Consider the following 25354-nt stretch of genomic DNA (forward strand, 5'->3'; position numbering starts at 1 on the left):
CCGGATCGATCGCGTCGTAGAGATCCGCTCAGGGTTCCGTCACCTGGTGGTGGAGCGAGCGCTTCCGTCGCGACTACCAGGTCCGTCCGTGCTGACGAATGAACTCAGACGTGTCGTCGCTTGCCTCGCGTGCGCGCGCCACGTCGCCGTCGAAGGCGGCGAGAAAAGGCCACTCATCGTCGATCTCAGTTGCGATCTGCGTCGCGAGCCCGTCACCACTTCGGTCGAATCGGTCATTCAGAATGAACTCGCCCATCCATGGCACGTGGCGGCTGGGTTCGCGGGCCCTATCGACCGCGACGTACGATGCGAGACACTCCAAACGGTCACATGCTGCGTTGTATGACTCGTCGTCTGGGATCAGCGACCTGACCGGCTCCCGGCCGTCCAGTCGCAACAGGTGGCTGGCGGGGTAGATCCACTTGGTCGGCTCACCCCACCGCGGCATCTTGTTGAGCCAGTCGTGTTCGAGTAGCCAGACCGGCCGCAGCACGTCGGCGACCGGCCGCGGTGTGCGGTCGTTGACCCATGGGCGCCAGGTCGGCTCCGTGAGGAGTCGGGCTAGGAAGTCCTCACGGTCGGCGGTGATGGCCGCGACTCCGCCGACCCATACGGCCAGCAGCGCCGGGTAGTGACGGTAAGACTCCAGGCCGTCCGTGTAGGTGCCTCCGGGCTGATCGCGGGCCGACAGCAGCCGACTGACGGTACGAAACCAGAGCCGATCGTGGGTCCCGTCGTCATGGAACACTCCGGTCGCCAGCAGATGCAGCAGCGCGTCACTCTCAGTCCGCATCGACGCCAGCCGGTTGTCGTAGTCGGCGGCCGTGAAGCCGGGGAGGTAGTTTGGGAACAGGTCGGTGTCCGCGACGTGGCCAACGACCCGGTCCGCCTCGCTCTGGAGCAGGTCCGTCACCTCGATTCGTCGCACCGGGTCATGCAGGACGCGCTTCAGCCGAGCGACGGCCATGTCCCGGGTCAAGCGCGGAGCAGCGAGGTTGTCCAAGGCTTCCAGGCGGGCCATGAGGCCTGCAAATAAGTCGTCGGCAGTCACACTCTCGACGAGAGCTCCGTCGTGCTGCGCGATCAGGCGCGCAGCCTGCTCCGAAGGTGTTAAGTAGGCGCCCCAGAACAGTGGATAACGGCGGGTTGCACGGCGCTCCAACGCGGCGACGAGAGCGTGGTCCCAGTCGGCTGACCAGCCGGACACGATCAGCCCGTACTCGTCGAAGATTCTGTCCAGCAGGGCGTCGTAAGGCCCAGGGTAGGTCGACAGTTCATCGACCGTATTGCGCTGTTCCAAGTCGAGGTAATCGCCATGCAGCTTCACGATGGTGACCCTCGAGTGAGCCAACGGAGTAGCCGCCCGAACCTGCTCCGGCCGGTGCACCACTTGGGGCGAGACACCGACATCCTCTAGCGCTCGTTCCATGAGCCGGTCGAAGTTGGTCGTGAGGATCACCCGCACCGACCCGCGCGCCACCAACTCAGCGACCGCGCGATGTGCCACGGTCGGGGTCTTCGCTCCCTCCTCGCGGTCCTCCTCCGAGGGCTCAAAGTAGCCCGCTAGGAGAGCCTGGCGAGCGGCCGACGTGCGTGCCAGCGCGCCAAGGAGATTCGAGTAGCCCAGTGGCTTCCCGTCGCCGTGCTCGGCCCACCACGCGTCCGGGTCGGTGGTGGCCGCCTCGACCGCGGCATCGTCATCGGGGCTGGTGGCGACAGCAGCGCGGCGTATCAGGTCAACCACGACTTGCCAGCCTGTGGGGATGGCCGCCGCCGTGGAAACACCCGAACCGAGCAGCAGCGCGTATACGCCAGGACATGCGTGCACTCCGGTTGCCAGCGCAGTCATCGGATCAAGCCCACGCCCCGGTGTTACCGGCGGTCCAGCTGGCCCCGCTCTTGTCGTCGCTCCTTCGCCATCCACGTCTCGATTCTCGCGCACCGCGCTGGCAGTTGCGCATCATCACCCGCAGCCGATGCAAGCGTGGCGCCAGCACAGCCGCCGACGACGCTGGGTTCGAGCCGAGTGCAGACGGCGAGCAGCGCGGCGCGGCCCAACCCAAGTCTGCACACAGGCGCGCTCGGATTCGAAACAGGTGAGTCGGACCGGGGCGGCCAGCAGGTTCGCGCCTGAGGCACGCAGCGTCGGCAGGCGGCACTGAACAGGGACAGGTCATCGCTGTCCGCGTTGCCATTCGACTCTCGACAGAACCAGTCCATCGCAGGCTCGCTTTGCTAGGGTGCGCGCACTTGCCACGGGCTCGGCGAGGCGCGCCTGGTCGACATCGCGCACTCCGACACCGACGAGCTGATCGCGAGCGTGCGAGCGCGGCCGCCGAAGCGGAACCCGAAGGCCAGGGCGAACGAGGTGGCCTCGAACGTGCTGCGGACGCCGCGGGCGTGCCCGAACGTGCGGTCAGACGAGGGTGTTCTCGATGTCGCTTGTACTGTCGAAGGCGCTGGCTCGCCGCGTGCTGCCGGCGGGATCCCGAGGGCGGAGTGGCGACGCCGGCGGATATCGAGGCGATGACGCAGCCGACGCCGGAACATCTGTGGATCGCGACCCCGATGGCGCCGTGGTGCTCGCTGCGGCTGTGGGAGGTGCTGGGACGCAGCGCGGCGACTTGCAGACCTGGCCATGGCTTGGGAAGCCGCTAATCCGCTCACCGTCGCGCCAGGGTTCGAGATGATGGCGAGATGCTGTTCGCTCTGGAGGCTAGTCGGTTCGTCGTCGCTCAAGGCGCCTCCTACGATCTCGACGAGGACGGGCTGCATACTGCTGCCATCTGGTGGGGGTCGGCGCCCGGTCGCGTCGCCCTATCGGATATCGATGGCACCGAGTCGTTCGTCCTGCTGGGTGAGCCCGGCATCGGCAAGACCACCTCGATTCGGCGATTTGTCGGCGAGGGTCCCACCGTGACCTACATCCACCTCGACGAGGTAGGTGATGTGGGGCGCTTGCACGAGCTCATGGCGCCGTGCCTGAGCCGAGCAGGCACCGAGATGCACACGGTTGTCCTGGACGGCTTCGACGAATGCCCACTCCCGGGCAAGGCCCTCGCGCGACACGTCACCGCGGTTGTGAGCGGGGTCCAGGACCTGCGGATCATCGTCAGTTCTCGATCGGCCGACTGGTACGAGCCGTTCGGAGACAGTCTTGGCGCCGCGCTCGGCGGCTGCGCCACCTACGAGCTCCTGCCACTTACGATCGGCGACATCAAGGCAATCGCGGAAGAGCGCGGCTGCGACGGCGAAGCCTTCATCCAAGCGGTCCGTGAGACTGCCGTTGGCCCGCTCGCCGGTCTTCCTCTTACCCTGGACCTGCTCCTGCGAAGCTACATCCGCGACCAGGGCCTTCCGCAACGGCCACATGAGCTCTACGAGCAGGGACTGCGTGCCCTCGCCGAGGACCCCGACAGCGGTCGCGGTCGCGACTACTCACCTTCGGCTACCTGGGAGGAGCGGCTGGCGGTCGCTGCACGCATCGCGGCCGTCATGGTGCTGGGTGGCCATGGTTCCGTCTGCTTGCGGGGCGATCCAGGCCCTCAGTCCGTCTCGGTAGGGGCATTGGTCGGCGGCGTTGAACCCCTGCCGAGCGGGCAGGTCGCAGTTAGTAGTGACCTCGTGGAGGCTTCCCTGTCGACAGCACTGTTCACTGGTCGAGGTCCCGGCAGACTGGGACTCCGACATGCAAGCCTGAGCGGTTACCTCTGCGCCCGATACCTGAACGCACACGAACTCACCGAGCACCAGATGCGTTCGCTCGTGACACGCACCAGCACGCTCGGCAGGACGAGCATCCCGACGCGTCTCCGGGAGATGGCCGCCTGGCTCGCCGCGATCGACCCCGCTCGACACGGCTGGATCGTCGCCGTGGACCCCGAAGCCGTTTCCGCGCACGCCACCTTGGTGACCGACGAAGGCCTTCGGGCTGTGCTAGTCGACTTCCTCCTCGACCATCCGGACATCGAGCGACGTGCCGTGCGCCGACGCTGGCACCTGCGTCACGACGGGCTGCCAACCCAGCTCCACGGACCGTTGACCCAACCACTGCTTCAGTACACCGGGCCCCACCTGGGACACCCGATCGCGCGTCGCGCCCACACAGCGCTCGAGATTGCCCGCGCATCGAGACTGGTCGAGGCCGTCCCCGATATCCAAGCGCTTATCGAGACCGCCGGCCTGAATCCGGTACTCCGCGCAAGCGCCGCGTACGTACTCCAGGACATCGACCCCCGTACAGCGCAGCGGACCCTGAAACAGGTCCTCCCCGAGCTCGTCGCATCCCCCGACCACGACCCAGACGATGAGCTGCTGGGCGTAGCCCTCGACACGTGCTGGCCGGGCGAACTCACCGCACGCGAACTCGTCGCCGCGCTCAAGAAACCGAGCCGCGACAACCTCGTGGGGTCGTACGCCATGTTTCTCACCCGGCTGGCGGAGAGGCCGACCGACCGCCAGGTACTCGACCTCGTGAGGGAAATCCACTCCCTCAACTCGGCGTCGCCGGTGACGCACGAGCAGCCGAACACCTCGAAGGCGCCAACCGACTAATGGGACTCGACACCGGATCCCGCAGGTCCCGGAGGCTCGCAACGGCCTTACTCGCACGCCTGCTGGACTCCGATGAACTGCCCGAAGCGCTCCCGGAGGCGGGATGGCTCCTCGCCCAGTGCATCAGGCTCCACGAGCCTCTTCAACTACCGAGCCGCTTCCTCCCCGCCGCACCCAGCGACCACGACGAGACACGCGACCTCCGTCGGTCGCTCCTCATCGAGGCAATGCGCCACATCCCCGAACGGGAGGCGCCCCTGCTCAACTGGCGCTGGCAAGCCGCAACAGGCTCACGGCGGAACGGGCTACTCGGCCACAACGACTTCCAATGGCTACTCGAACTCGACCAGTCCAAGCTCCCGCGGGACGCGACCGCGGCCCTGATCACGGCCGTCTTCGACCCCGACGATCCAGCACACGTTGAAGTTGCGTGGGAACACCGAGACCACATTCTGTTCGAGACGACCGTGGGCCGGTGGTTCGCCGCCGTCGAGTTCGGGAGCGAGCGCGCAGAGCAGTTGCAAGATCACTACCGACTCGCGACCGAATCCACTGCCTGGCCAGAAGCAGCAAGCCACGTACGGGAGCTTCGTGACGTCTGGCAACGGTGCATGACCGGCGACCACGCACTCATTCCGCACCTTTACCTACTGCTATGGACCGAGCCGGAGACGGGCGCCTGGGACTTTCCTGCAGGTGACCCGTCGACGTGGCCAGGGTCCGGAACCATCGACCTCAACGTGGACCGACTGCTTCGGGAGTCTGTCGCGTTCCTACACTCATACGACCCGTCCGCGGAATCGTGGACCCGCACCGTCGGCACGACCTCGCGCACAGCTCTCGCCGGTTACGTGGCACTTCGCGAGATCCTCCGACACAATGCCAGTGGCGGCGACGTCCCGTCGCCCAACGTGGCCGCCCTCCGGAGCTGGGCCGTAGTCGTCGTCCGTTGCCCCTATGTCGGCCTTCCGGAGAACGACGAACTGCACGCCAAGCTTGAGGACCAGCTAGCCAGCCGAGCCCGTACAGAGTATGTAGCGGCCTATGCGCAGTGGTTCAAGCTCGCCGCCCAGTCCGGAGAGCCCGCACCCAGCCTGGGCCGCATTGCCGGCATGGCGCTCGGCGAGAGCGACAACGAACTCTTCGAGTTCTGGCCCGTGCTCGCGAGGATCGTTGACGAGTCCGCACGGCTCTGCGCGAGGGAGGCCGACGACAGCGAAGCGGCAGGTCGCCTCGCCTCCGGCGCCGCGGCACTTCGCTCGCTTACTTGCTTCCTCGCGGGCACCGGCCGTCTGCTGGCCGACAGCTGGAAAACAGTCGGCGCTCCAGGGGCGGAGGCGCAGACCCGAGCAATCGTGGCCGTCGCTGAGCTTAGTGTGGGCATTGCGTCGTGGACCGAGGTGTTTGATCTCATTCGCTCCGATCAGTCCTTCGGTCAGGCGCTGGCAGCCGAAGCGTCGCTGGCCCCCGGGTCGAGTGGTTGGATGAGTCGCCTCACAGAGGCCGAGGTCGCGGAAGTCGCGTCGTGGCTCCTCAGCAGCTGGGGAGCGGGACCGGTCAACATTGAGCGACCCTCGCCCGACGACCGAGTCAGAAACTGGCGCGACGGCGTCCTGAATGAGCTTGCCGGCAGATCGTCCGCGACAGCACTCACCGCGCTCGATCGATTCCGCACGCTCTACCCCGAGTCCTACCGGTTGCAGGAGTTGTTCGACGAGACCGAGGCGCGGCACCGGGACGAAGCCTGGCGGGGGCCCACACCTAACGAGCTCGCGCGCCTCGTTCAGGACAAGCGTCTCGGCTTCGTGACCGATGAAGACAGCCTGTATCGCCTCGTCATCGACATCGTTGAGCGACTCGGTGAGCGTCTCCAACGTGTCGGTCAGCTCCTGTGGAACGAGAGCCGGCCCCAGTCGCAGCCCGCAGTTGGAACGACTGCCCCGAAGGTGTGGTCACCCAAGTTCGAGGCCGCCTTGTCGGACTTCCTCGAAGACCATCTGCGCAGCGAACTCGCCAGCGCGCTCGTCGTCAACCGCGAGGTTCTCGTCCGACCGACAACCAGCAAAGGTCACGGGCTGGCTGTCGATGTCCTGGTCTCTGGTGCGACGGGGCTCCCTTCGGAACACACGATGGCTGTACCCATCGAGGTAAAGGGAAACTGGAACCGCGGCCTGATTGAGGATCTCCAAGCGCAACTCGTCGAGGACTATCTCCCGGCGCTCGGCTCGCACCGTGGCATCTATTTGTGCGCCTGGTTCGCACCTGACGAGTGGACCGACCACGACAATCGCCGACCATTCGCAGCAAGTCGCGATAGATACCAGGTTGAAGTCGAACTAGCGGAGCGAGCAGCATCAGCATCGGTCGGCGGGGTCGAGATTGCAGCACCTGTCCTGGACGTTCCTCGCCCGACGCCGACGAAGAGGAAGTCTCGTGACCAACGACAACACTGACCACGACAGCCGCGGCGGATTGGTGGCCGCGGTTATGACGCCCAGCATTGCCCGGCGCTCGCCGAGCTGCTTCACCGCGGCGGCCACGCCGACGTCTACGTCGGGAGCCCGAGCGCATGATGCCCGGATCCCGAGCGGCAGGTCTGTCGGGCAGTGACGCCGGACCAGCTCCTGACGCGGGTCCCGCGCGCGCCGACGTTCGTCCTAAGATGTGGGGCGATCCTCACTAGGCTGTGGAAATGGGACACGATACGACGCGGTTGATACCTCGGCCGATGTACGTCGTCCGCGCGAAGGGCGCGAGGCGGATTATTCTGGCGAACGCGGACAGGATCAGCGAAGTGTTCGACAAGGCATCGACGCCAACGCCGGGATCGCTTTGTGCCATCGTCGGGCAAGACGACGAAGAACTCGGCCCTGGTGAATATCTGATCGCACTGGCGGTCACGAAGGGCGTGGCAGGGGTAGCAAGCGGAACGCTCCGCGCGATGCTGTCGCCGATCCTCCGTCTGTCCGCAGCCGACGAACTTGAGACCCTTCGAGCTGACGGCGTACCGATCCCGATACCGCCCTACTTCTACGCCGATCGTCTTGAACCCGCCACAGCTGAAGGTCTTCTGGGCCACCTTAGGAATGGTGACCCAGTGGTCGGTCCGTGGCTGGACTCGATATTGGCCGACCGGAGAGTGTTCAATGACAGGGTTCAGCAATCAAGGGCGGAGGCGCGAGATGCCGTTCAGCTTGCCTCGCAAGTGGCGGGCTTTCAACTTCCGGCAGACGCCTTCACAGACTCCCCCGTTGCCAGGGAGAACGAGACCCTTCTCGACACGGTCCTCAATGCGGGCTATGAGAGAGACCTAGAGGAGGAACTCCTCCCCCTCGACCTTCAGCGTTTCGACGGAAAACTGTCCGTCCGCCAGCGAGGGGCAAGCTTGGCAGTCTTTGAGGATCCAGCGAGCGACCAAAGGCTTTTAGTAATGTCAGTCAACAAGAAGCCACTCGAAGAAGAGCTCGGCGTGGACCTCCTCTACTGGGATGAGCTCCATGACGCATTCACTTTCCTCCAGTACAAGCGTCTGGAACGAATCGAAAGTCCCGCAAGTGATGGTGGGCCTGAGTGGGCCTACCGCCGGAAGGCCGAACTAAAGAAGCAACTCGCACTCATGCCAAAGGGGCGCGGACTGCCCAAGACTGCCGCAGACTGGCGTGCCTTCGACACGCCATTTTGGTTCAAGTTTGTTCGCGGGGACGCTGCGCGCAAGCTTGACGGCAAGGTGTTGAAAGGAATGTACGTGCCAGCGGACTGGCTGCGCCTCGCAATAGACGACTCAGCGTTGCAGGCGGGACCGCGGGGCGGGTTCCGCCTGACTTTCAGCAACACCAAGTATCTCGGCAGAAGTAGCTTTATTCAACTCCTATCTCGTGCATTTATCGGCACCGCCGGCGCGAGATCTAAGTCCTTCCAGAAGGTAATGGAGAATCTCGGAACGAACCGCGAACTCATCATTGCCATCAGGTCCGAATGGCAGCAACCCACAATAGAAGATCTACCCGGCGCCGAAGTTCCTAGCGCGGCACCCTTCTAGGCCAGGGCTCAGCTCCAAGCCATGCGTAGGCCACTCGCTCGCGGGCGAAGGGCCGCGATCTGAGGAGCCTCCGCGAGCCGATCGGCGGTCGACGCCTGCTTGCCAAGTCACGTTCGGGGTCGCCGCGTTCGAACCGTCCGGACGGCGTTCTGTCCAGGACCCAGCGCTGGTGCTGGACGCCTTCCACGTGGTCACCTTGGGCACCAAGGGCGTGGACGCGGTCCGCCGCCGCGTCAGCAGCAGAGCACCGGGCACCGAGGCCGCAACGGCGACCCGCTCTTCGGGATCCAGACCATCCTGCGCGCCGGCGCGGAGAACCCCACTGAACGGCAGGTCGAACGGTTCGTCGAGGACATCAGCGCCGACGACCGCCGCGAAGAGGTACTGGGCCCGCCGCTGCGCCCAGGACCTGCCCGATTCCCGAGATCCCCGCCTGGGCAAGTCGCTACGTCGATGGAGGCGTTCCTGGCACACTTCAGCACCGGCCGATCATCTAACGGCGGCACCGAAGCCATGAACGGCATCATCGAGCCCCACCGACGACTCGCACGCGCCTTCCGCAACCGCGACAACCATCGCCTCCGCATGATCCTCGTCGCTGGAGGTCCTAACCCGGATCCCCACCGAATGTCCGAAGAGCCCGTTCGACGGATTGCCGATTCTCCCTGCGTGATGAGGGCCCAGAACCTCGGCATATCTTCACGCCCTGCAACCTGACCGTGCAGGTATGAGCGGCTGGCCGCTGTCGGGGTCAGGGGGCTCTTTACGGGAGATCGCTCCCGACCCTGGTCTCACCGGGTGTCGTCCCGCGTCGACGGAGTAGTCATTCGGTTGCTCCTCGGGCGGGACGTGGTGAGCCAGAGATGTCTGCGGCGTGTTTCATAGCCCGAGAAATCCCGTGGCCGCCGTGGCTATCGCACTGCCGAGCGCGTTGGCACCCACTGCAGTTCCGGTCTCAGCGAGCCAGGAACGAACGCGCGGCCATCGCCCGGCCGCGCTTGCATCGCACTCGTCTTGCGCGATTGCGGCCGCTAGGGCGCGCTGATCCTCGACAGCCAACCCGGCTGCCGCGAGGTACCTGATTAATCCCGCGGTATCGTCACGGCTTGGCGCAACTGCACCGACAGTCTGCGTGGCGTTCTTGCCCGCGACGGCCACATTCCCTTGTCCATAGAAGTAGTTGTTGATCGCGATGACCGCGTCCGCCTTCTGTTCCACTGGCGCGCTCGACTCGCCAGCACCTGGGGCGACCTTTTCGATGGCGAGCGCCAGGTCGAGCACCCTGTTTCGAACCACCTCGCACACTCGCGCTGTGACGCTCTGGTCGACCACGACCTTTACCTGCGCAAGCGCGAAGTCCTCACGGAGGCCGGTCGTTGCCTCGCCGGACTGGATGAGCATGCCGTACAGCTGCATTCCACCGTCGGGCCAACCAAAACTCGCAGGCGTGTCGCGAACAGCCCAAGCCTCGATATTGGCGATCGGCTCCCGGAACCATCGATTGAAGAGCGGACCGTCGCGATACTCCTCCGGGAGGTTAAAGGGCTCAATGATGACGTTCCTTATTTCCGCGCCCATGATGCCCATGTAGTGCCCGTACACCGGAGCGCGGTGCGGTCCTCGGTAGGGCGGCAGCTCCACACCGTCGCCGTAGCCGTTTAGTTCGTGCTCCACCCACTCGGCGAGTGGTGCCGCTTCCGTCCTTGCGGCGAGCACCTTCATCTGCCGGAGAAGGACGGCGAGTGGAGCGCTCCCGCTCGCGCCTCGAACGATGTCGTCCAGAAGTGTCACCACGCCAGTATCCGGCAGCCGCCGCCTCGCGCACAGTTGCGCGCTCTCCAGCGCGTGGCACGGGAGGCTGTCCCTGCCGGGTCTGGACCACCTCCACTTGCGCGGAGCGCAGAGCATGGCGACGCAGAGTCAGAGTCGTCGGTCCCCCGAGGATTCGATGCATTCGACCAAGAAAGGGATCCGCGCCCAAGGGCCGATGGGCTTCACGCCGGTCACCCTGGGACGCCGATGCGGCAGACCGCGCATGGAACTGGCTACGTGGTGGCAGAAGTGATCACTGCTGCGCGGGGTCTCGGTGCTTCGGAGTGGAGACTTGCCACGAGGCTGACACGTAAGTTTGTTGACGCGCAAAAGGCCAGGTCAGAGTGACACGGCCGAGACTCCCACCGTCTCCGCAGTTGTGATGTCGCAAGACATCCCGGACGCCCGAACCCACGGATCGTGGGTTCGGGCGTTCGTCATTTGGGGGGTTGTGGCTGGTAGTCGCGGTCGGGGTTGATGGTGAGTTCGCGCAGGATCTCGCCGGTGCTCGCGTTGATGACGCGGACGTGGAGGTCTTGGGCCAGGAGCAGGACGCGGGTTCCCTTGTGGGTTCGGCCGATGCCGATGTGGTGCAGGCGGCCGTTGACGCGCAGGGTCACGGTGCCGCCGGTATCGACGATGTCCTCGCGGACGCGTTCGTGTGTCGTGGCGGGGGTGGTGGCCTCGGGGGCGGCTTTGGGAAGGGTGTCGTAGAGAGCTGCGGGCACGGCCTGATGGGGCAGCGAGCGGTGTCCGCGTTCGTGGTTGTAGATCTGGGCGAACCTGTCCAGCAGGGCCTGCAGCTGCTCGATGGTCTGGGGTTGGTCGGGCTGGGCGCGGAGCCAGTTCTTGAGGGTTTGTTGGAAGCGTTCCACTTTGCCTTGGGTCTGGGGGTGGCCGCCGCGGCCGTTGATCTGACGGATGTGCCAGGTCGCGAGGAGGGCTTCGAAGCCGTTGCGGCCGGGGTGGCCACTGAACCGGGTGGTGAAGACCATGCCGTTGTCGGTCAACGTCGAGGCGGGGCGTCCGTGCAGGTCACAGGCTCTCTGGAAGGTGGTGATCACGATCGGGGTGGACCACCCGGGGGTGGGCGCTCAGGCTGATCGCGTAGCGGGTGCAGTCATCGATGAAGCACAAGATCTCGGCGTCGGTGCCGTCGGTGAGGCGGTAGTGGGTGAAGTCGGCCTGCCAGCACTGGTTCGGCAGCTCGGCGGCGAAGCGGATCTAGGAGGATTTCGGGCGCTTCTTCGGTTCCGGGGTCACGAGCCCTTGCCGGACCAGGATGCGGTGCACGCTGGCCCGGGAGATCTCGATGCCGTGGGTGTGGTGCAGGTGCCAGCGGATCGAGTCTGCTCCGGCGTCCAGGCCCTGCCCGGTCAGCCGGGCCCGGATTGTGACCACCAGCTCGACCCGGGCGGGTGTGGTCGCGGTCGGGCTGCTATGCGGACGGCGTGAGCGGGCCTCGAAAGCAGCATCGCCCTCAGCGCGGTAGCGCGCCAGCAGCTCATAGATCCAGGACCGCGAGACGCCGTAATCACGCGCGACCTGCGCGACGCTGCGTCCCTGAACCGTCACGGCAGTGATGACCAGACGTGCTTTCGACATGCCCAGACGGTGGCGCCCCGTCCGCGATCACCTGAGACATCTGTCCGGGATGTCTTGAGACATGTGTCCGGGATGTCCTGAACCAGCACACCACCGTCTCCGCAGTTGTTCTGAGTCGCGACATCGTTGATACGGTGTCACGGCTCAGGACTCGGTGTGGTCAGCGGGCGAGTCGCCCGTGGAACCCAGGACGCACCAGAGCCTCCATCAGACCCAGGGCGATCCAGTCGCTGACCAGGCCTGCTGCTGGCCTTGTCTCGAGTGGGGGTAGTCCGGCGGCCAGGACAACGCATGCCCATTCGGGCGGCGGTCGTCTGCTGCCTGCTCAGGTGAGTTCCGGAGGGAGAGGCCGGTGGGAAGCACAGCCCCAGAGGACGAGGCCGAGGAGGCCGATCGATGCAGCCAGGGCGAACGGTGCTTCCAGCCCTAAGACGGACCCTGCCGCTCCGCCGGCCAGCGCGCCGATGGCACCGGCTCCGAGGATGACCATCCGCGATGCGGCGATCACGCGGCCGAGGAGATCGTCCGGTGTCAACCGGTGGCGGAGCGACACAGTCGCGACGTTGAAGGTTCCGAACCCGGCGCTGGTGACCAGCACGACGGCCGCAGCGACCCACCTCGACGATGCAACGAGAAAGAGCGCCGGGGTAACTGCGGCGGCAGCGATCGCCCCGACGATCACGATGCGGTATCGGAACCGTCGGATGAGTTGCTCAGCGAGGAGCGATCCGAGCAGTCCGCCTGCCGCGCCGACCGCGAGCAGCGCGCCGAATCCGGTGGGTCCAAGCCCAAGACGGTCCTTGGCGTAGATGACGAAGATCGCGAACCAGGCGCTGTCCGCCAGAGCCACCAGAGCCCCGACCAGGACGAGCGCACGCAGGGTGTGGTGCCTGACCAGCCAACGCAGACCCCTGACGACTCCTGCGCCGGCGCTCGCTGCCGAGGGTGAAGGTGCAGCTCGCACGCTGAGGATCGGCAGACCGAGAACCAGCAGGATCGCGAACACCGACGCGGCGCTGTTGGCGAGAAACGGCAGCATTGCACCCGCGGCGAACAGCACCCCACCGATCAAAGGGCCGACGAACTCATTCGCGACCACCTCGCCCGCCACCAACCGGCCGTTCGCACGCTCCAAGAGAGTGGTCGGCACCAGACGCGGGACGACGCTCTGAGCGGTGATATCCCTCACCGTTTCCCCCACTCCCAGGAAGAAGGCGCTGACAGCGAGTATCCCGATACTGGCCACGTCGAAGGTGAACGCGACGACCAGCGCGCCGAGCACAGCGACCCTGAGTGCGTCGGCCCCCACAAGCAGACGGCGCGCGTTGTAGCGGTCCGCCCATGCTCCGGCGACCAGTCCGGTGACTAGCCACGGAAGCGCTGCTGCAGCCGCCACAGCGGCGACCAGCAACGCATCGTCCGTGAGAGATGCCGCCACCAACGGGAACGCCGCCACACGGATCCCGTCGCCGAGATTGACCGCTACGGTCGCCGTCCAGAAGCGCCAGTACTTCCGTCTCAACGTCATTCCCACTGCCGCCTTCGATCTCCTAGGCACTCGATCGTCGAGTGCTCGCTGCGAGGTGTGCCGGCTCCGGCGCGAGCTCTGCATCCGACTCGCGCCACATGCGTTTCCACGCTGGGCCGCACACGCGGAACCGTCTCAGCGTTCCGCGTGTGCGGCGATGATCTAGGCGGGCACCTTGTCGAGGAATCCGAGAACCTGTTGGATTCGACCCTGCTCATCGCTGATGACGACGTCGAATCCGATCACAAGCGGCTCGGCCCCCGCGGGGCCAAGGCCCCAGTGAAAACGGGTGAGGCCGTGATGTGCGTCGGGTTCGCCCACGAGCGTGAACACGAACCCCGGGAACTGCTCTCGCACGGCGTCGATCGTGGCCGAGATCTGGTCGCGCCCCGCGACGTCGGCCATAGGGTCCGTGTACGTGGCGGCTTCCGTCCAATGCTCGGTGAGGAGACCGGCCCGGGTGGTCGCGTCGGCGGCGTTCCAGGTCTGCAGGTACGTCTCGGCGATGGTGGTCATATCGAGGCCTTTCGGTATCGGCCGCAGCGGAGCCGCCGCGGATGTGCAATGTTGGACACGGAGGGGTAGTCGCGTCGATTACCTCGGAGGTCATGGGTCACAACAAGGCTGTTGGCTAGGGTCGCGAGTCATGACCGTGATCCACGCTGGCGACGTCGGGGCACTGTTGCGCGGCTGGCGCGAGCGGAGACGGCTGAGCCAGCTCGAGCTCTCAGCACGCGCGAACGTCTCGACCCGCCACCTCAGCTTCGTCGAGACCGGCAGGTCGAAGCCGACCCGAGAAATGATCGATCGGCTCTCGACGCACCTCGACATACCGCTGCGCGAGCGCAACCAGTTGCTCCTGACCGCCGGGTTCGCGGCAGCGCATCCAGAGCACGCGATGAACGCACCGGAGCTCCGTTCCGTGAGCTCGGCCTTGCGTCAGATTCTCGACGCCCATTCGCCGTACCCAGCGCTGGTGCTCGACCGCTGGTGGGACATCGTGGACCGCAACGCCGCGACCGATGTGCTGCTCGAAGGGTGCGCACCCCACCTGCTCGAGCCTCCGGTCAACGCCGTACGGGTGTCGCTGCACCCGGAGGGGCTCGCGCCCCAGATCCGCAACCTCGGCCAATGGCGGACCCACCTGATCGGTCAGGTCCGCGCTCGCGCCGAACGCACCGGCGACCCCCGCCTACTTTGCCTGGCTGAGGAGGCCGCGGCCTACCCTGGCGATGACGTCGGACGACCGGCGGTCACGGATGTCGTCATCGCGCTCGAGCTCGATCTCGCGGGCGAGAACCTGCGCTTCTTCAGCGTATCCGCAGCCGTCGAGTCGGCACTCGACGTCACCATCGACGAACTGCGTATCGAGTCGTTCTACCCCGCCGACGACACCACGGCACGTACCCTGCGGTCCTGAGCGCGCGAGCGAAAGCAGCGCGGATGCTGGCAGGCATATCTCGAACTGACCGCAGACGAAACGTCGATCACCATGTGCGGTCACTGCAGGAGCGCGTGTGGTGTCGTGGCCCCTCCGCCCGCTTGGTATCTCACTGGCGGGCTGCGACCGGGGAGACTCCTGTGCCGCGAATCGGTGGGTCGGCGGCATCCAAGCGGTCTGGATGGCCGAGGCGTCAAGCGGATGCTGTCGACCGTCGTGGCACGACCTCGGGGGCGACGACCCACGGCGGACTCTCCTGGCCGGTCGCTACCGTACTCATGAGGGCAGCGAACGCACCGCGACCCAGGGCGTCGAAATCGGCAGATCCCGGCCGAGCTCGATGAGTCGGCCATGCTTGACGGCGCACCGAACCGGCGGCTGTTCTTCCAGATCATCCTGCCGCTGTCCAAGCCCGCTCTCGCCGCCCTGTTCATCCTCGACTTCGTGGCGACCTGGAACGAGTTCGGTATCGCGCTGGTGCTCCTGCAGCGGCAGGAGTCATGGACGATCCCGTTGGCCGTGCAGGGGTTCCAGTCGCAGTTCACCACGTCGTACGGTCCGATCAACGCCTTCACGTTGATGTCCGTCATCCCCGTGCTGGTCGTCTACCTGATGTTCCAGCGCTACTTCGTCCAAGGCGCCTTCGCCGGCGCTGTGAAAGGCTGATCCGGTTGACTACCACCCCACAGCATCCCCCGACCGCGGTGTGCACGCTCCCTCAGGGTGCGACCGCCTACCGGCGTGCCGAGATCACCCTGGGCGGGGTGGCGGTCCGCGAGCCGTTCCGCGTGACGCTGCACGCCGAGATCGAGGGACCGCACGGGCTCGTGCGGGTGCCGGGCTTCTACGACGGCGGCGGCGTGTTCCGGGTGCGCTACCTGCCCGAGTCCGCCGGACGCTACGCGTTCCGCACCTTCAGCTCTGTGGCCGCGCTCGACGGTCACAAGGGAGCGTTCGAGGTAGGCCCGGCGGCGGCCACCGATCATGGCCCGGTCCGCACGGACGGCGGGTTTCACTTCCGGCACGCCGACGGCACCACCCACCACCCGATCGGGACCACCGCCTACGCGTGGACGCACCAGCCCGACGCTTTGCAGCGCGACACACTCGAGTCCCTGCGGTCGGCCCCCTTCACCAAGATCCGGATGTGCCTGTTCCCCAAGCACTACCAGTTCAACCACAACGAGCCGGACCGGCTGCCGTTCGAGCGGGACGAGCACGGCACCATCGACTTCGGCAGGTTCGACGTCAGCTACTGGCAGCAGCTCGAGCGCCGGCTCGACCAGCTGGATGAGATCGGCGTGCAGGCCGATCTCATCCTGTTCCACCCTTACGACCGCTGGGGCATGGCCTCGATGGACGCCGACGTCGACGACGCCTACCTCAGCTATGCGGCCGCGCGGCTGTCCGCCTTCCCGCACGTGTGGTGGTCCCTCGCCAACGAGTTCGACCTCATGAAGGCGAAGTCCCCTGACGACTGGGAGCGATTCGCTGCCATCCTGCAGCGCGACGACCCCACCGGGCACCTGATGTCGATCCACAACTGCCTGGAGACCTACGACCACGACCGTCCGTGGGTCACACACGTCAGCATCCAGCGCATCGACCTGTACAAGACCGCCGAGATGGTGACCGAGTGGCGGGAACGCTGGAGCAAGCCGGTCGTCGTCGACGAGTGCGGCTACGAGGGCGACATCGATCAGGGATGGGGCAACCTCACCGGCGAGGAGCTGATCCGCCGCACCTGGGAAGGGACCGTGCGCGGAGGGTACGTCGGCCACGGCGAGACCTACCTCGCCGAGAACGAGGTCCTCTGGTGGTCCAAGGGCGGCGAGCTGAAAGGCACCAGCCCCGACAGGTTCGCCTTCCTGCGGCAGGTCCTGGAGGATGCCCCAGGGCCGCTCGAGCCGGTCCCGGGCGACTGGGACGCGCCGCGCGCCGGGATCGAGGGCCAGTACTACCTCAGCTACTACGGGTTCAACCGCCCTCGGTTCCGGACGTTCTCGCTCGACCCGGCGGTGGCCTACCTTGTCGATGTCATCGACACCTGGGGGATGACCGTGGAGACCCTGCCAGAGCCGCAACGGGGCACGTTTCGGGTAGACCTGCCTGGTCGGCCCTACATGGCGGTCCGTCTGCGAGCGCAGTAGTACCTCAGCAGGTCGGACTGCGACGATGCGACGCAGGGGCGGTGAACTTGCGCTGCCGCGACGTCCTCAGGAGTTGTCCTCGGGCGCTGCCGTCGATACGTCAGCGCCGCTCGGCCACGCATGCGGTGGCGTGTAGCCCGCTGGTGGCCAAGCTGCGCCGTCCGTCGTCCAAGGTGGCGGTGCGGTTCCCGGCTGCGCTGGCCAGCCCGGCGGTGATGTGCCAGCGGTCGTCGGCTCCGGGGATGTCGCGGGTCCAGGGTGCTGGATCATCGAGCTGGGAGCCGAGAAACCGACCGGCGGCGCGACCCACGCACCGCTGGCGCCGGCAGGCGCCGGCCGCCGTCGGGCTCGCACGATCAGCAACACCGCTCCTGTGATGGCGGCGAGGATGATGACCATCACGGCACCGCCAAGCCAGGGCGCGATCGCGGCGCGGTCGATCGCCGTCACGGCTGCAGCATCGGCCTCGTCGAGATCCCCGTCGGCGAGGGATGCTCGCGAGTCGGCCGCTGACGCATCCACGGACAGCAGCAGCTGGCCCAGCTCGCCCAACAGATTGCCGTCGTCCGCTGCTGCCTCCGACGCCAGGCCGACGTTGCCCACCACCTCGACGGCCTGCGGCAGGAGCGTCTCCAGCGTGACGTAGTCGTTCGCGGAGTCGACCTCCTCGTAGCTCTGTCGCACACTGGCCGGCTCCGGAAGGCCAGCCTGTTCGGCTGCGATCTGCACGGCGCCGGCGCTGCTCGCGAGGGCGTCGGGAGAGAGCGTCGCGCCCACCGATCCCAGTGCGGTGCTGATCGACGTCGCTTCCTCGAAGGTCCACTCGGTCATCGCCGTCCGCAGGCCTAGCGGCGGAAGCCAGTCGCCGTCGGCCTCGTCGATCGCGACGTACGACTCGCGTGCTGGCTCCCGCGCGTCGAGCAGAGCCTGCTGATCGGGATCGACCACCCAGGTGCGGTACACGTCGGCGCCGGAGACGCCGGCACGGGCCTCCACCAAGTCCAAGAAGCGCCGCCAGTCCGTGCGTCGGCTCTCGACGTCGTCGCCATCGGGCCCGGAGTAGGCGCTCTCACCCGCGTAGGCGGCGCCGATCACATCGGCCAGCGCCTCGTCGTCGAGCTCACCCATCAGCGCGAACATCGCCGTGTAAGAGGCGGCGTAACCATAGGTGTCGACCTCGTGGTCGCCGTTGCTGATGTCGACCTCGTCCCACGCCGTCAGCGCGAGGGCGTCGGGTTCGTCGCGATCCGGGGCCTTGAGGGACGTCTGAGCGCCAGAGGTCTCGGCAGCCACGCGTTGCCCGACGAACTCGCTCAGGCCCTCATACAGCCAGCGACCCTCGAAGGTGGAATGGTTCAGCCACGCGTGGCTGAGCTCGTGCATCAGCACGGCCGCGTCGAGGTCCTCGGGAACGACGATCTCACCTCGGCCGGGGTCGAACCATGCGTAGCCGAGGATCCCGGGCGAGACGTCCTCGCGGATGACCTCGACCCCGCCCGGCCAGGGTTGGCCGATGGTCTCCTCGAGCATCGGCAGCCCGGTCGTCACCTGCTCGGCGACGAAGTCGCTCCACTCGACGTCGCCCGGAAAGCTGCTCAGCGTCAGGGTCATCTCGCCCACGGTCACGTCGCTCGTGTCGGCACGTTCTGGGTCGCGGACCGAGACGTAGGCCGATGTCCCGTACTCGTCCTGGCTCTCCGTCGAGCGGTGCGTGCGGAACGCGCCGTCGTCGGACGACGTGAAGCCGTCCCAGGTGGAGTCGAACGTCATTGCCGTCGGGGTGACGATCTCGATCGTGACCTGACCCCTGTCGCCGGCGGCGACGACAGCGAACGTCGCGTAGCCAGGACCCACGCGGGTGTAGCTTTCCGACCGGATCGCATCGCCGGGGATCGTGTAGGACCAGACGACCTCCCGCTCCTGGCCGTACATGAGAGCGCTGAAGCTCACGAGGGCGATCGAGGTCGCCGGATCCTCCGTCGACTCGAGCGACACCGGCAGGGTGGCCCCCCGGCTGGAGGCGACGACGTCATCGGCACCCGCCGGCACCGGGACGCCGTAGGAGTCCCAGAAGTAGTAGTAGCCGCCGCTGTCGGGCTTGTTGTTCACCAGCGTGGCCGTCACGGTGACCTCGACGGGCCCGTCGCCGTCGAGCTCATACCGAGTGTGGGTGGTCTCCGAGAGTCCGTCATCGGGGCTCGCGGACGCTGCCGGGATCATGGCGAGGGAGCCGACGCCGCTGATGCCGAGCGCGACCAGCACCGCACTCAGGCGGAGCCACCGGGCCGGGGCGGTAGGCCGGTCCTTGCCCGACCGCGACCTGACAGCGCCCGCTCGGTTGCGTCTCATCCCCGCACGACCTTTCCCCCTGAGCCGAGCCCTCAGCCTCGACGGTGACCTCCGCCGGCGTCATCACCGTCGTTGCACGCACTTTATCCAGGCACGCGACGCGGACGGGACCTTCGTCGCCGACAGGCGCCGCGCGGACTCTCCGACGCGGCCGAGCGAGTGCTGAGCGGTGCGCGCAGCCACGCCTCAGCGTGGAGACCCCGCACGGGCGCGCCGTCGCCACAGCGGCCCCACCTCGGCGATCTCCGCCGGCGTGGCGCTGCGGAAGGAGCCTGCTACGTCGGTGCTGATGTCGCGGCGCCCTTGTCCCTGCGTGGCGACCAGGCTCGCGATGATCGAGACGGCGATGATGGTCGCGACGACGGCCAGGCTCACCGGGGTCGGGATGTAGTAGATCTCCAGGAGCATCATCTTGATACCGACCCACACGAGGACCGCCGCGAGTCCGATCTTCAGATAGACGAAGCGGTGCATGAGGTCGGCGAGCAGGAAGTACATCGCCCGCAGCCCCAGGATCGCGAACGCGTTGGCCGTGAAGACCAGGAACGGCTCGCTGGTGACGGCGAAGATCGCCGGGATCGAGTCGACCGCGAAGATGATGTCGGTGACCTCGACCAGGACCAGCACCGCCAGCAGCGGGGTGGCCACCACGACGCCGGCCTTCCGGATGAGGAGACGCTGGCCGTGGTAGGCGTTGGTCATCGGAACCAGCCGGCGGAACAGCGACAGGACCCGTGAGCGTTCCGGGTGGACGTGCTCGTTGCGGGAGACGAACATGCGGATGCCGGTGAGGATGAGGAACGCGGCGAACACGTACAGGATCCACGAGAAGTTCTCGATCAGGGCGGCGCCAGCGGCGATGAACAGGCCACGGAAGACCAGGGCGCCGAGGACTCCGAGGAACAGCACCCGGTGCTGCAGCTCGCGAGGCACGGCGAAGGCGGCGAAGATGATCGCCCACACGAACACGTTGTCGACGGCGAGGGATTTCTCGATGAGGTAACCGGCGAAGTACTGCTGGCCGTACTCGGCTCCCCAGACCCTCCACACGAGCACACCGAACCCGACCCCCAGCACCACCCATACCGCCGACCACGCAGCCGCTTCACGCACACCGATCACGTGCGCCCTGCGATGCGCGAAGAGGTCGACGGCGAGCATCAGCAGGATCACCGCGAGCACGGCGAACCACACCCACAACGGGACAGACATCACGAACCTCCACGGCCTCGTGAAGGTCTCATCAGCGTTGTCGCCCACCACACCGGGTGCCGCCACGGCACCGTACTGACGATGTGATGCGAGGATTACTCCCCTTCGTGCGGCAAGTGAAACACACGCCAGGACGACCATCAATAGGGTGTCACCAACTGCGGCTGCCACACTGGGCCGATGAGCCGCACACGTGTCCTCCTGACCGGCGCCACCGGCTACATCGCCGGCCAGCTGCTGCCGGTGCTGCGCGAGCGATATGACCTGACGATGATCGACGTCCGCGACACCGACCGGGACGGGCGGCCGGTCGAGGGAGTGCAGCTGGTCGACCTGCTGGCCGAGGACGACGCCGTGCTACGCCGGCTGTGCGAGGGCGTCGACGTGATCGTGCACGCCGGGTACGCACCTCCGGAAGGCGCTCCGAGCTACGCCGCCGAGCGACGCAATCTCGACATGACGGCCCGCGTGTTCGAGGCTGCCCAGCAGGCCGGGGTGGGGCGGGTCGTGGTCACCAGCACCAACCAGGCCTCCAAGTGGTACGAGCAGCCATGGAAGGCCGGCCGGATCGACCGGGTCGACCCCTACGACTACCCGCGGCCCGACACGTTGTACGGCTGGGCCAAGGCCGCCTACGAGTCGCTCGGGTTCCTCTACGCCAGCGGCGGCGCCGGTCCGGTGGTGGAGAACGTCCACGTGCGAATCGTCTGCCCCCGCCCGATCCGTGCGGAGGACTTCGCCGATCGTCCGACCGTGGACTACCTGCGCGACATCACCGGCTGGGTCTCCGAGCGCGACCTTCAGCAGCTCTACGTCCGCTCGATCGAGGCGTCCTCGATCGACGACGAGCACGGGGTCCCGTTCCAGATCTTCTACGGCGTCTCGGGCAACGCCCGCACCTTCTGGTCGATCGCCAACGCGCGTCGGGTCATCGGCTACGAACCTCAGGACGACTCCGAGATCGAGTTCGCCGACGAGATCGCCGCCCGGACCCACCAGAGCTGAGACGTCGTGACGTCCCCCGCCCGCCGCGCCGTCCAGACGGTGCAGGACGCCGTCCGCAGCCAGCTCTGGCCCCTGCCCATCCTCGGCGTCGCCCTGGCTGTCGCCCTGGGCATCCTGGTGCCGTTGCTGGACGTGACCGCCGACGACCAGCTGCCGGCGGCGCTCGACGCCCTCATCTTCAACGGCGACCCGGGAGCCGCGCGAACGGTCCTGAGCGCGGTGGCGAGCTCACTGATCACGGTCACCTCGCTGACCTTCTCCCTGACCGTGGTGACGCTGCAGCTGGCGAGCAGTCAGTTCTCCCCGCGACTGCTACGCACCTTCACCCAGGACCTCTTCGTCCAGGCCACCCTCTCCATCTTCCTGGCCACCTTCACCTTCTCGCTGACCGTGCTCAGATCGGTTCGCTCCGCCGAGGAGGGCGGTACCGCGTTCGTTCCCCGCCTCGCCGTGACGATGGCGTTCTTGCTCGCGCTCACCAGCGTGGTCTCCCTGGTCCTTTTCCTGGCCCATCTCGCCCGACAGATCCGGGTCGAGACGATGCTGCTGCAGGTCCACGACGATGCCGTCGGAACCATGAAGACCAACTTGATCCGCCGCCATGACCCCGACGCGGCGCGACCGGTGCCCGAGCAGCCGACCACCGCCACCGTGCTGCTGGCGTCCGGGTCCGGATTCTTGACCAGCCTCGACCAGGAGAAGCTGGTCAAGACCGCCACCGATACCGACACCATCGTGTCCATCGATCGCGACCCCGGCAGCTTCGTCGTCCAGGGCACCCCGCTCGGCCACATCTGGCCTCGAGACAACAGACCGCTGGATCCGGAGGACATCGATCGGCTCCGCGACCGCGTGACGGCTGCGGTCCACCTCGGCCCGGAACGTACAGCCGCCCAAGACGTCGCGTACGGCCTGCGACAGATCACCGACATCGTCAACAGAGCACTCTCGCCCGGCATCAACGACCCCACCACCGCCATCCACGGTCTCGGACAAACCGCGTCCCTGCTGGCCAAGCTGACGGCCTACCACCTTGGGCCGCTGGTTGTCGACGACCCCGACGGCGACCCGCGGGTACTCCTCCACCGCCCTGGGTTCCCAGAGCTTCTTGAGCTCGCCATCGCGCAGCCCCGCGCCTACGGCAAGTCCGATCCCCAGGTGCTCGGACGGCTCTACCAGCTCCTGGCCGACCTCACCTGGCACGTCCACGACGATCAGCGCGGGCCCGTCCTCGACCACATCCGACGACTCGACGAGACCGTCGCCGACCAAGACTTCGACGAGGCCGAGAAGCAGCAGCTTGCCGAGCTCAGCCGGAGCGTCCGGCAGGGCCTGAGCGAGCACAAGCAGCGTGCCGAGCTTAGGCAGGGCGGCCGCTAGGCCTGCGCGACCCGTGATCCCACCGAATGTCCCAGAGCGACTCATCCACTGCTCTTGACACCTCCTATGGACCGATTCAGGATGGGTGGGCGACGCACAGCGAAGGGGCTGACCGATCCGGACGGACCCCCGATCTGCGGACGAAGGGGTCAGGATGTCGACGGCGAAGCAGGTGCACCGCTGGACGGTGAGCCGAGCGCTCCTGCTGGTGATCTCTCTCCTCGCCAGCATGATCGTCACGAGTGCCACCGCCACCGGGCAGGGGCCACCGCCGTCGGGATGTCTGGACCTGACGGGCGACACCGGCTCCACGACGCCGGTGGACGACCCTGTGCACGACCCCGCCATCTTCACGGACCCCTCCGAGCAGACCTACTACGTCGCCTCGACAGGGGTCCAGCAGACCGCTGACGACCCCGGCGGCATCTTCCTGCGACGTTCTACAGGTTCCCTCGAGGGACCCTGGGAGTCGTTGGGCGCGTTGCCGGTGCCTGAGTGGACGCTCGCGTACGGGCCCAACCACCTCTGGGCGCCGGACGTCGTCCGCGTCGGCGACACGTTCTGGCTGTACTACGGGGTCTCCCAGCTCGGGACGCAGAACTCGGCGATCGGTGCGATGTCGACGACGACGCCCGGCGACCTCGGCAGCTGGCAGGACCACGGGCCGGTGCTCATGTCGCAGCCCGGCGACCCCTACAACGCGATCGACCCGTACGTGTTCAAGGATCGGGGCACCTGGTACCTCGCCTTCGGATCGTGGTGGGAGGGCATCCACCTCGTCGAGCTGGAGGACATGACGTCGGTCTCCGGTGAGCCGGTGCAGCTGGCGGAGGTGACCGGAGCCCCGTCGCTGGAGGCGCCCACCATCATCTACCGCCAGGGCCACTACTACCTGTTCACCTCACGCGGCTTCATCGTCAGCGACAGCTACCACGTCCAGGTCGGCCGCTCCCGCGACCTCACCGGCCCGTACCTCGATCGCGACGGCGTGCCGCTGCTCGACGGCGGCGGAACCGCCGTGCTCGAGCCCGACGGTGGGGCCGGCGGCCAGGACATCCTCGAGGACCGCGGGCGCTACTACATGGTCAACCACTACTACGAGTGGGATCCGCTGCAGATCCGCATGCAGATCTGCGAGCTGCAGTGGGATGACGGCTGGCCGAACGTCCCCGAGGACTGAGACGCCCCCACCGCTAGGAACCGAAGCGGCTCACGAGTCGGTCCAGCGCGGTGTCGACGTCGGGATCGACCACGCGGCGGCGCTCGTCGGCGTCGTACCAGGCAAGGACCTCGGCGGCGCCCTGCCAGTACCGGGTGCCGGCGGTGTACTCGGGCACCAGCGCCTTGACCTTGCTGTTGTCGAAGACCACCGAGTGCACCTTGTCCCCGACCAGCCCGTCGAGCTCGCCCGGCAGCTCTGCGCCGATGGCCCGCCCCGTCACCGGGATGAGCTCCGGCTCGCCGGCGCCGGCGGCGCGGGCCAGGATCCGGGTGATCTGAGCCCAGGTGAGCACCTCGTCGGAGGTGATGTGGAAGCTGTCTCCCACCGCGCGGCGGTCGCCGAGGAGGCCGACGAACGCGACGGCGAAGTCGCGCGCGTGGGTCAGCGTCCACAGCGAGGTGCCGTCACCGATCACCGGCACGGGGACGCCGCGACGCATCCGGTCGATCGCCGTCCAGCCTCCCGGGATCGGGATGCTGCGCTCGTCGTAGGTGTGGCTGGGCCGCACGATCGTCACCGGGAAGTCGCGCTCGCGCCACGCCCGCACCAGCACCTCTTCGCTGGCGATCTTGTTGCGCGAGTACTGCCAGAACGGGTTCTTCAGCGGCGTGGACTCGGTGATCGGCAGGTGCTCCACCGGCTTGGCGTACGCCGACGCCGAGGAGATGTAGACGTACTGGCCGACCGCGCCGTCGAAGATCTCGACATCGGCTGCCGCCTGCTCGGGCGAGAACGACCGGAAGTTCACCACGACGTCCCACTCGTGGCCAGCGACGGCGGCGCGGATGGAGTCCGGGTCCCCGGCATCGCCGATCAGCGACCGGGCGCCCTCGATCGGAGGCCGGGCGTCCGGGCTGTCGGAGGACGCCGAGATGCCCCGGTTCAGGAGCGTGAGGTCGTGCCCCCGTTCGATCGCCAGGCGGCTCGACGCCGCGCTGATCGTGCCATTGCCACCGATGAAGAGGACTCGCAAGGCTGCCATGACCGCCACCCTAGCCAGCCCATGGACCGGCATCGTGCTGGACAGGTACGCCACCGACGTTCCCTCGAGGCTCCC

Annotated in this window: 16 protein-coding genes and 1 pseudogene; 9 read left to right on the top strand and 8 right to left on the bottom strand. The window is 67.0% G+C overall.

Annotation, left to right across the window (positions count from 1 at the left end; translation table 11 throughout):
- Positions 1-73: 73 nt before the first annotated feature.
- On the bottom strand, positions 74-1849 hold the full coding sequence (locus tag GPA03_RS20390; protein ID WP_156253898.1) for an SIR2 family protein: 1776 nt from the start codon (positions 1847-1849) through the stop codon (positions 74-76).
- Between the two features lie 848 nt (positions 1850-2697).
- Between GPA03_RS20390 and GPA03_RS20395 the strand changes: the two genes are divergently transcribed.
- The 3 genes from GPA03_RS20395 (at position 2698) to GPA03_RS20405 (ending at position 8593) form a co-directional block, all read left to right on the top strand.
- The gene (locus GPA03_RS20395) at positions 2698-4554 is read left to right on the top strand and encodes an NACHT domain-containing protein (protein ID WP_156253899.1); all 1857 of its coding nucleotides are present in this window, start codon (positions 2698-2700) and stop codon (positions 4552-4554) included.
- On the top strand, positions 4554-7007 hold the full coding sequence (locus tag GPA03_RS20400; protein ID WP_156253900.1) for a hypothetical protein: 2454 nt from the start codon (positions 4554-4556) through the stop codon (positions 7005-7007). Before GPA03_RS20395 ends, GPA03_RS20400 begins: the two co-directional genes overlap by 1 nt.
- Positions 7008-7246: 239 nt before the next feature.
- Positions 7247-8593 (top strand): hypothetical protein, encoded by a 1347-nt coding sequence (locus GPA03_RS20405; protein WP_156253901.1) that lies wholly within the window; start codon positions 7247-7249, stop codon positions 8591-8593.
- Between the two features lie 879 nt (positions 8594-9472).
- Here the strand turns inward: GPA03_RS20405 and GPA03_RS20415 are convergent.
- The 4 genes and pseudogenes from GPA03_RS20415 to GPA03_RS20430 form a co-directional block, all read right to left on the bottom strand.
- Positions 9473-10384, bottom strand: a complete 912-nt coding sequence (locus GPA03_RS20415) for an AbiTii domain-containing protein (RefSeq protein WP_156253902.1) — start codon at positions 10382-10384, stop codon at positions 9473-9475.
- Positions 10385-10854: 470 nt separating this feature from the next.
- A pseudogene (locus tag GPA03_RS23160) lies at positions 10855-12010 on the bottom strand (IS481 family transposase); the annotation flags it as partial.
- Between the two features lie 325 nt (positions 12011-12335).
- Entirely contained in the window at positions 12336-13622 is a 1287-nt protein-coding gene (locus tag GPA03_RS20425; protein ID WP_156253903.1) for an MFS transporter, read from the bottom strand.
- A gap of 78 nt (positions 13623-13700) precedes the next feature.
- Positions 13701-14054, bottom strand: coding sequence for a nuclear transport factor 2 family protein (locus GPA03_RS20430; RefSeq protein ID WP_156253904.1), 354 nt, complete (start codon positions 14052-14054; stop codon positions 13701-13703).
- 130 nt (positions 14055-14184) lie between these two features.
- On the opposite strand from GPA03_RS20430, the gene GPA03_RS20435 reads away from it, so the two are divergent.
- The 3 genes from GPA03_RS20435 to GPA03_RS20445 all read left to right on the top strand — a co-directional run bounded on the left by GPA03_RS20435 (position 14185) and on the right by GPA03_RS20445 (position 17129).
- The gene (locus tag GPA03_RS20435) at positions 14185-14958 is read left to right on the top strand and encodes a helix-turn-helix domain-containing protein (RefSeq protein WP_156253905.1); all 774 of its coding nucleotides are present in this window, start codon (positions 14185-14187) and stop codon (positions 14956-14958) included.
- Positions 14959-15303: 345 nt separating this feature from the next.
- Positions 15304-15645, top strand: a complete 342-nt coding sequence (locus GPA03_RS20440) for a carbohydrate ABC transporter permease (protein WP_277755263.1) — start codon at positions 15304-15306, stop codon at positions 15643-15645.
- A 5-nt stretch (positions 15646-15650) separates the two neighbouring features.
- Positions 15651-17129 (top strand): DUF5605 domain-containing protein, encoded by a 1479-nt coding sequence (locus GPA03_RS20445; RefSeq protein ID WP_162458451.1) that lies wholly within the window; start codon positions 15651-15653, stop codon positions 17127-17129.
- Between the two features lie 66 nt (positions 17130-17195).
- Here GPA03_RS20445 and GPA03_RS20450 read toward each other — a convergent pair whose 3' ends face one another.
- Both GPA03_RS20450 and GPA03_RS20455 read right to left on the bottom strand, forming a co-directional pair.
- Entirely contained in the window at positions 17196-19478 is a 2283-nt protein-coding gene (locus GPA03_RS20450) for a hypothetical protein (RefSeq protein WP_156253908.1), read from the bottom strand.
- 186 nt (positions 19479-19664) lie between these two features.
- Entirely contained in the window at positions 19665-20690 is a 1026-nt protein-coding gene (locus tag GPA03_RS20455; protein ID WP_156253909.1) for a TerC family protein, read from the bottom strand.
- A gap of 180 nt (positions 20691-20870) precedes the next feature.
- Here GPA03_RS20455 and GPA03_RS20460 point away from each other — a divergent pair, with 180 nt between their 5' ends.
- The 3 genes from GPA03_RS20460 to GPA03_RS20470 all read left to right on the top strand — a co-directional run bounded on the left by GPA03_RS20460 (position 20871) and on the right by GPA03_RS20470 (position 24255).
- Entirely contained in the window at positions 20871-21695 is an 825-nt protein-coding gene (locus GPA03_RS20460) for an NAD-dependent epimerase/dehydratase family protein (RefSeq protein WP_156253910.1), read from the top strand.
- A 6-nt stretch (positions 21696-21701) separates the two neighbouring features.
- A complete protein-coding gene (locus tag GPA03_RS20465) occupies positions 21702-23075 on the top strand; it encodes a DUF2254 domain-containing protein (protein WP_206673665.1) in 1374 nt (457 codons plus the stop codon).
- 154 nt (positions 23076-23229) lie between these two features.
- The gene (locus GPA03_RS20470) at positions 23230-24255 is read left to right on the top strand and encodes an arabinan endo-1,5-alpha-L-arabinosidase (protein WP_206673666.1); all 1026 of its coding nucleotides are present in this window, start codon (positions 23230-23232) and stop codon (positions 24253-24255) included.
- A gap of 13 nt (positions 24256-24268) precedes the next feature.
- Here the strand turns inward: GPA03_RS20470 and GPA03_RS20475 are convergent, their stop codons facing one another.
- Complete coding sequence (locus tag GPA03_RS20475) at positions 24269-25279, bottom strand: NAD-dependent epimerase/dehydratase family protein (protein WP_156253911.1); 1011 nt, start codon at positions 25277-25279, stop codon at positions 24269-24271.
- Between the last annotated feature and the right edge of the window lie 75 nt (positions 25280-25354).

Source organism: Pseudactinotalea terrae (genome assembly GCF_009733845.1).
Lineage (GTDB): Bacteria > Actinomycetota > Actinomycetes > Actinomycetales > Beutenbergiaceae > Pseudactinotalea > Pseudactinotalea terrae.